Origin of the sequence: Roseomonas sp. TAS13 (assembly GCF_001950415.1) — a bacterium.
In the GTDB taxonomy this organism is placed as follows: domain Bacteria; phylum Pseudomonadota; class Alphaproteobacteria; order Acetobacterales; family Acetobacteraceae; genus Roseomonas; species Roseomonas mucosa.
In genome coordinates this window covers 1-6637 of record NZ_BDLP01000243.1, presented here as the reverse complement: position 1 = coordinate 6637, position 6637 = coordinate 1, and the positions used below count along the sequence as shown (strand labels likewise).

Below are 6637 nucleotides of genomic sequence, written 5' to 3'. Positions count from 1 at the left end.
CCTCGCGGAGCGCTCACAGGGTTCCAAGGGACCAATGTCCCTTGGCGGGTGGGTTCCAGGGAGGGCAGAGCCCTCCCTGGCCCCGGCCCGATCAGGCCGGAACGCGGGAGGCGAAGTGGACGGCGAAGCGGGCGACGATGTCGGTCAGCTTCTCGGACAGGGCAGCGCCGGTCTCGGCGGAGGAGAGGTTCGGATCACCCTTGGCGACGCCGTCATGATAGACCTCGTCGTAGGCGTTGGGCATGCCGATCTCGGCGCCGTCGAAGCTGGCGGTGCCCAGGCCGGTGAAGGGCAGGCCCAGGACGCTGTCGCTCTTCAGCGGCGCGGCGGCGGGGACCATGTCCTGGCGGATCAGCTCCGGGAAGAGGTGCAGGCCGATGCTGGTCAGCGGGTCGGCGCCATGGCCGGAGACCGCCCTGGCCTTCTCCGCGCCGATGAGGCCGGGAAGCAGCCCGTAGCCGATGCGCCAGAGGTAGAGGCTCGGCAGGATGGTCCTGTCCTTCTCGTAGAGGCGGCGCGCCACCTCGGCGATCGGGCCGACATTGCCGCCATGGCCGTTGATCACGACGATCCGCGTCAGCCCGTTGCGGTGCAGGCTCTCCACCATGTCGGTGATCACGCTGGTCAGCGTCGCCTGGGTGATGGCGATGCCGCCGATCATCGGCGCGAACCAGTCGGCACCGCCAAAGGGCAGGACCGGGGCGACATAGGTGGGCGTGCCGAGCTCGGTGGCGCGGAGCGCGGCGAGTTCCGCGATCTTCTCGGCCAGGAGGTAGTCGCCCATCGGGGCATGCGGCCCCTGGTCCTCGTGGCTGCCCATGGGCAGCAGGATGACCGGATTCTTCGCATAGGCCTCTCGCCCCTCGCCGCCGGTCAGCGTGCCCATATGCACCTTGGGCGTCGTCTTGGTGGCCACTCTCACGCACTCCTGGACAGTTCTGACTAGGGATGGACGGCGCCCCGGCGCGCGCCGGGGCGCCGTCAGGCGAGCGCCTCGGCCCGGATGCAGGCCACCGCCTGTCCTGGTGAGCCAAAGGGCCGCAGCGCCGGCACGTCGCCCGCGCAGGCCGCGACCGCATGGGCGCAGCGGGTGCGGAAGACGCAGCCGGAAGGGGGGCTGGAGGGGCTGGGCGGGTCGCCAGCCAGCAGGATGCGCTTGACCCGGTACTTCGGGTCGAGGCGCGGCGTGGCCGAGAGCAGGGCGCGTGTATAGGGGTGCGCCGGACGGCTGAAGACGGCCCCGGCCGGCCCCTCCTCCATGACGCGGCCGAGATACATCACCATCACCCGGTCGCAGAGATGCCGCACCACGGGCAGGTCGTGGCTGATGAAGAGCATCGCCAGGCCGAGGTCGCGCCGCAGGTCGGAGAGAAGCTGCACCACCTGCGCCTGGATGGAGACGTCCAGCGCGCTCACCGGTTCGTCGGCCACCAGGAAATCGGGCTGCGTGGCCAGGGCGCGGGCGATGCCGATGCGCTGGCGCTGGCCGCCGGAGAACTCGTGTGGGAAGCGCTGCGCATGGGCGGGGTCGAGGCCGACGCGGGCCAGCAGCTCGCCCACGCGCTGCGCCTGCTCCGCGCCGGAGGCGAGGCCGTGGATGTCCATCCCGTCCGCGATCTGCGGGCCGATGCGGCGGCGCGGATCGAGGCTGGAAAAGGGGTCCTGGAAGACGATCTGCATGCGCTGGCGCAGGCGCCGCCATTCTGCGCGGGAGATGCCCTCCATCTCCTTGCCGTCGAAGCGCAGGCTGCCGGAGGTGGCGGGCAGCAGGCCCAGCATCATGCGGCCGAGCGTGCTCTTGCCGGAACCGCTCTCGCCCACCACGCCCAGCGCCTCGCCACGCGCGATCCGGGCATGGATCTGGCGCACCGCCTGCACCGGCCTGCCGCGGCGGAAGACGCCCTTGGCGGGAAAGGTCTTGGAAAGGGAGTCGGCCTCGACCAGCGGAAGGGACGCTTGGCTCATGCCGCCTGTTCCTCCAGGGCGCCGAGTTCGGCCCAGCGGATGCAGCGCGTGCCGCGGCCGGGGCGGGCCTCCTCCAGCGGGGGCGGCCCGGCCTCGCAGGCGGCGATGGCATGCGGGCAGCGGGGGGCGAAGCGGCAGCCGACCGGAAAGGCATGCGGCGGCGGCACCACGCCGGGGATGCCGGCGGGCTGGTGCTCGCCCTCCGGCACCGCCGCCAGCAGGGCGCGGGTATAGGGGTGCAGCGGCGCGCGGAAGACCGCCTCGACGCTGCCGCGCTCCACCACCTGCCCGGCATACATGACGGCCACGCTGTCGGCGATCTCGGCCACCACGCCCAGGCTGTGGGTGATGAAGACCATGCCCATGCCCGTCTCCCGCTGGAGATCGGCCAGCAGGTCGAGGATCTGCGCCTGCACCGTGACGTCCAGCGCGGTGGTGGGCTCGTCCGCGATCAGCAGGCGCGGACGGTTGGCCAGCGCCATGGCGATCATCACGCGCTGGCGCATGCCGCCCGACATCTCGTGCGGAAAGACGCGCATGCGCCGTTCCGGATCGGCGATGCCGACGCGGCGGAACAGCTCCAGCGCGCGCTTCTGTGCCTCGGCGCCCCCCAGCCCCGGCTGGTGCGCCAGGATCGCCTCGGCCACCTGGTCACCCACGCGGTGGACGGGGTTCAGGCTGCTCATCGGGTCCTGGAAGATCATCGCCATCGGGCCGCCCCGCAGCTTGCGGAGCTCCTCGTCCTTCAGGCGCAGCAGGTCGCGCTCGCCGAACCAGGCGGCACCCTGGGCGATGCGGGCGACGGGCGGCAACAGGCCCATCACCGCCGTGACGGTGACCGACTTGCCGGAACCGCTCTCGCCCACCACCGCCAGGGTCTCTCCCGGCTTCACCGAGAAGGAGACGCCCTCCACCGGGCGGATCGTGCCGCGCGGGGTGGCGATCTCCACGGTCAGGTCCTGCACCTCCAGCACCGCGCCCGTCGCCTCCTCGCGGCGCGGCAGCAGGCCCGGCAGCACGCGGTCCACCGCCCGCAGGCGCATCCGCCCGGCGCCGGTGCGCGGGTCCACCGCGTCGCGCAGCCCGTCGCAGAGCAGGTTCATCGCCAGGATGGTCAGCGTCAGCGCCAGGCAGGGCCAGAGCAGCAGCAGCGGCGCCTGTTCCATCGTGGCCCGCGCGCCGCGGATCATCAGGCCCCAGGACGGCGCCGGCGGCACCACGCCCAGGCCCAGGAAGGAGAGGCCGCTTTCCAGCACCACGGCGGCGGCCACGGCGAGCGAGAACTGCACCAGGATCGGCCCGGCGACATTGGGCAGCACGGTGCGCAGCAGGATGCGGCCGGTGGGAGCGCCGAGGGCGCGGACGGCCTCCACATAGTCGTGCTCGCGCGCCGAAAGGACCTCGGCATAGGTCACGCGGGCGAAGCCGGGGAGGTAGAGGACGGACAGGACCAGGATCAGCGTCCCTGCCCCCGGCCCCATCAGCGTGACGACGAGCAGCGCCAGCAGCACGGGCGGGAAGCAGAGGATGATGTCCATGCTGCGCACCGCCAGCATCTCGCCCAGCCCGCGGAACCAGCCGCCGACCAGGCCGAGCAGCGTGCCCAGGATGCCGGCGGTGATGGCGGAGGCGAAGGCAACCGAGAGGCTGGTGCGCGCCCCCCAGATCAGGCGGGACAGCACGTCGCGGCCGAATTCGTCGCGCCCCAGCGGGCTGCCGGCCAGGGGGCCGGAAAGGCGGTGGGTGATGTCCTGCCGCACCGGATCGGGCAGGCCGAGCAGCGGCGCGGCGAAGGCCAGCAGGATGATGACCGCGACGGCCGCGCCGGGAAGCCAGAGCTTCTTCATGGTCAGGCCGTCCGGATGCGGGGGTCGAGGGCGGCGTAGAGCAGGTCGGTCAGCAGGTTGATCAGCAGGAACAGCGCCGAGATCACCAGCACGATGCCGACCACCATGGGATAGTCCCGCGCCTCCACCGCGCGCAGCAGCGGCGTGGAAAGGCCGGGCCAGTTGAAGACGTATTCCACCAGCACCGTGCCGCCGAGCAGCGAGCCCATGTGCAGCGCCAGCACGGTCAGCACCGGGGTCAGCGCGTTGCGCACCACGTGGCGTACCAGGATGCGGCGGGGGCCGAGGCCCTTGGCACGGGCGGTGCGGACGAAATCCTTGCTCAGCGCGTCGAGCACCGAGGCGCGGGTCATGCGGAAGACCACGGCGGCCAGTCCCTTGCCGATGGCGATGGCCGGCAGGGTGAGCAGGATGAGGTGCTGGCCAGGACTCTGCGCGAAGGGCACGTAGCCGCCCGCCGGCATGATCCGCAGCATCTGCGCGAAGACCAGCACCAGCAGCGTGCCGACCACGAAGACCGGCAGCGCCAGCAGGAAGGCGGCAATGCCGGAGCTGATGCGGTCGAAGGCGCCGCCCCGGTGCAGCGCCGCCCAGGTGCCGGCGGGCATGCCGAAGACGACGGCGAGCAGCGTGCCGGCGAGGATCAGCTCCAGCGTGCGCGGCAGGCGCAGCGCGATCTCCTGCGCCACCGGGTAGTCATCGACCAGCGAGGAACCCAGGTCGCCGCGCAGCAGCCCGGCGAGGAAGCTGCCGTACTGCGTCATCAGCGGCAGGTCGAGGCCCAGCCGCTCGCGCAGCTCCGCCACCGCCGCCGGATCGGGGGAGACGCCGCCGGTGGAAAGCAGCAGCTCCGCCGGATCGCCCGGCACGAGGTGCAGGGCCATGAAGACGATGCTGGCCACCACCCAGACCAGGGCGAGGGAGATGCCGACGCGGCGGAGGATCCAGAGCATCAGCCGAAGCTCACCTCTTCCAGCGTTGCGCCGGAGAGCAGGGTGAGCGCGCCGGGCAGGTTGGTGAAGCCCTGGACGTCCTTGTCCATCGCGTAGCCCTGGGCGCGCCAGGCGAGGCCGACCAGCGGCACCTCCTCCAGCGCCGCGCGCTGCATCTCCTTGTAGATCTCGGCCCGCCTGGCCTGGTCGAACTCGGCCCGGCCGCGCGCCAGCCCCTCCACCGTGCGCGGCGCCTTGAGCATGTAGGAGCGGCCATGGGTGGGCGAGAGCGAGGTGTCCATCACCACGGACAGCCCGTCCGGATCGTTGCTGTCGGTGGACACGCCATGGATGGCGATCTCGTACTGGCCGCGCATGCCCTGGGCAACGCGGGTGGACCAGTCGGGCAGGCGCAGCTCGCACTGGATACCGACGGCGGCGAGATGCTGCTGCACCACCTCCGCCGTGTCCTTGTGCATGCCGTACTGCGCCGTGGAGAGCAGCGTGGACTGGAAGCCGTCCGGCACGCCCGCCTCGGCCAGCAGCGCCCTGGAACGCGCCGGGTCGTAGTTCCAGCCATGGGCCAGCGTCTCGTCGTACCAGGGCGTACCCTCGGCGATCGGCACGCCCTCCAGCACCTTGCCGCGGCCAAAGAAAGCTGCCTTCACGATGTCCTCGCGCCGCACGGCATGGGCCACGGCGCGGCGCACGCGGGGATCGGCGAAGGGGCCCTTGGCGCCGTTGAACAGGATGTCCATGAAGGGGCCATACTGCGTCTGCATCTTCAGGCGCGGATCGCCCTCGATGGCACTCATCGACTGCCAGGGCACGTATTCGATCAGGTCCACGTCACCCGACTGCAGCGCCGCGACACGCAGATTCTCGTCCGCATAGACGGTGAGCTTCACGCCCTTGAGCTTCGGGAAACCCTGGCGCGGGTACTTGTCGAAGGGCACGAGGTCGATGGAGGTGCCGCGCTCCTGCCCCGCGATGCGGAAAGGCCCGGCGCCGACCGGCTCGCTGGCGGAGGATTTCCGCCAGACGATCGCCATGTTGTAGTTGCTGAACCAGATCGGGACGGTGGCGATGGGCTCCTTGGTATAGAGCTTCAGCGTCTTCGCGTCCGGCGTCTCGATGCGCGTCACCTGCTGGAACTGCGCGCGCATGTAGGCGGTGGATTTCTCGCCCGCGATCTGCTCGATCGTCCACTTGACGTCCTCCGCGGTCACCGGTTCGCCATTCTGGAAGATCGCGTCCCGGCGCAGGCGGAAAACCCAGGCGCCGTCCTCATGCGCCCAGGATTCCGCCAGCTCGCCGCGCAGCCCGCCCTTGTCGTCGAAGGAGATCAGGCGGCGGTGCACCAGCATCTTCACCGTGCCGGCGGAGGCGCCGGCGCTCGCCCAGGGCTGCAGGTTCGGCGGAAAGGTGGACAGGCCGAAACGGAGGATGCCGCTGGCCGCCTGGGCGTGGGCCGGGCGCCCGAGGAAGGACAGCGCGCCGCCCGCGGCCAGCGAGGCCAGGGCAGGCGCCGCGAGGCTGCGGGCCAGAAGGGCACGGCGGGTGGTCGTCATCGGCAGGCCTCCGTCTCGGGCTGTCGAGGCAGACCCCATCGCGCGGACCGGCGGGCCGGGCGGCGGGCGATCCTCCCCCGCGCATGCTCGGCCCGATCGCAGCGCAACAGCAACCCCGGCAGCGTGGGGAGCGGGAGCAATCACCGTGCCATGGCAGTTTCGCGGGTGATGTCGGCCGGCGCGTTGCCGGCCTGCCCGGGAATGAGGCAGGGCCGGCGGGAAAGCCCGTCCGGCTGGCGGCACCCTGTCGCGGGACAGGCGCCACCTCCCCCGCCATCCGGGGCCGCGCTCCGCCTGTCCGGTCCGGCCTTGCGCTATCCCC

General features: G+C 71.7%; 5 protein-coding genes. All 5 read right to left on the bottom strand.

The genetic code is table 11. The annotated features are described in order from the left end of the window. Nucleotides 1–91: 91 nt before the first annotated feature. The 5 genes from ROTAS13_RS16825 to ROTAS13_RS16805 all read right to left on the bottom strand — a co-directional run bounded on the left by ROTAS13_RS16825 (nucleotide 92) and on the right by ROTAS13_RS16805 (nucleotide 6315). Entirely contained in the window at nucleotides 92–916 is an 825-nt protein-coding gene (locus tag ROTAS13_RS16825) for a creatininase family protein (RefSeq protein ID WP_019460191.1), read from the bottom strand. Between the two features lie 65 nt (nucleotides 917–981). Beyond that, nucleotides 982–1965 (bottom strand): ABC transporter ATP-binding protein, encoded by a 984-nt coding sequence (locus ROTAS13_RS16820; RefSeq protein ID WP_075822908.1) that lies wholly within the window; start codon nucleotides 1963–1965, stop codon nucleotides 982–984. Next, nucleotides 1962–3812 carry a dipeptide/oligopeptide/nickel ABC transporter permease/ATP-binding protein gene (locus tag ROTAS13_RS16815; RefSeq protein ID WP_075822907.1) on the bottom strand — a complete coding sequence of 617 codons (1851 nt, stop codon included), beginning with the start codon at nucleotides 3810–3812 and terminating at the stop codon, nucleotides 1962–1964. Before ROTAS13_RS16815 ends, ROTAS13_RS16820 begins: the two co-directional genes overlap by 4 nt. Nucleotides 3813–3814: 2 nt before the next feature. Then, complete coding sequence (locus tag ROTAS13_RS16810) at nucleotides 3815–4765, bottom strand: ABC transporter permease (RefSeq protein ID WP_075822906.1); 951 nt, start codon at nucleotides 4763–4765, stop codon at nucleotides 3815–3817. After that, nucleotides 4765–6315 (bottom strand): ABC transporter substrate-binding protein, encoded by a 1551-nt coding sequence (locus tag ROTAS13_RS16805; protein ID WP_075822905.1) that lies wholly within the window; start codon nucleotides 6313–6315, stop codon nucleotides 4765–4767. The genes ROTAS13_RS16810 and ROTAS13_RS16805 overlap by 1 nt, the downstream gene beginning before the upstream one ends. Nucleotides 6316–6637 lie beyond the last annotated feature (322 nt).

Coding starts and splice junctions, on each gene's coding strand:
- ROTAS13_RS16815 (WP_075822907.1), bottom strand. CDS start 3,812: ATGAAGAAGCTCTGGCTTCCCGGCGCGGCCGTCGCGGTCATCATCCTG.
- ROTAS13_RS16805 (WP_075822905.1), bottom strand. CDS start 6,315: ATGACGACCACCCGCCGTGCCCTTCTGGCCCGCAGCCTCGCGGCGCCT.
- ROTAS13_RS16810 (WP_075822906.1), bottom strand. CDS start 4,765: ATGCTCTGGATCCTCCGCCGCGTCGGCATCTCCCTCGCCCTGGTCTGG.
- ROTAS13_RS16820 (WP_075822908.1), bottom strand. CDS start 1,965: ATGAGCCAAGCGTCCCTTCCGCTGGTCGAGGCCGACTCCCTTTCCAAG.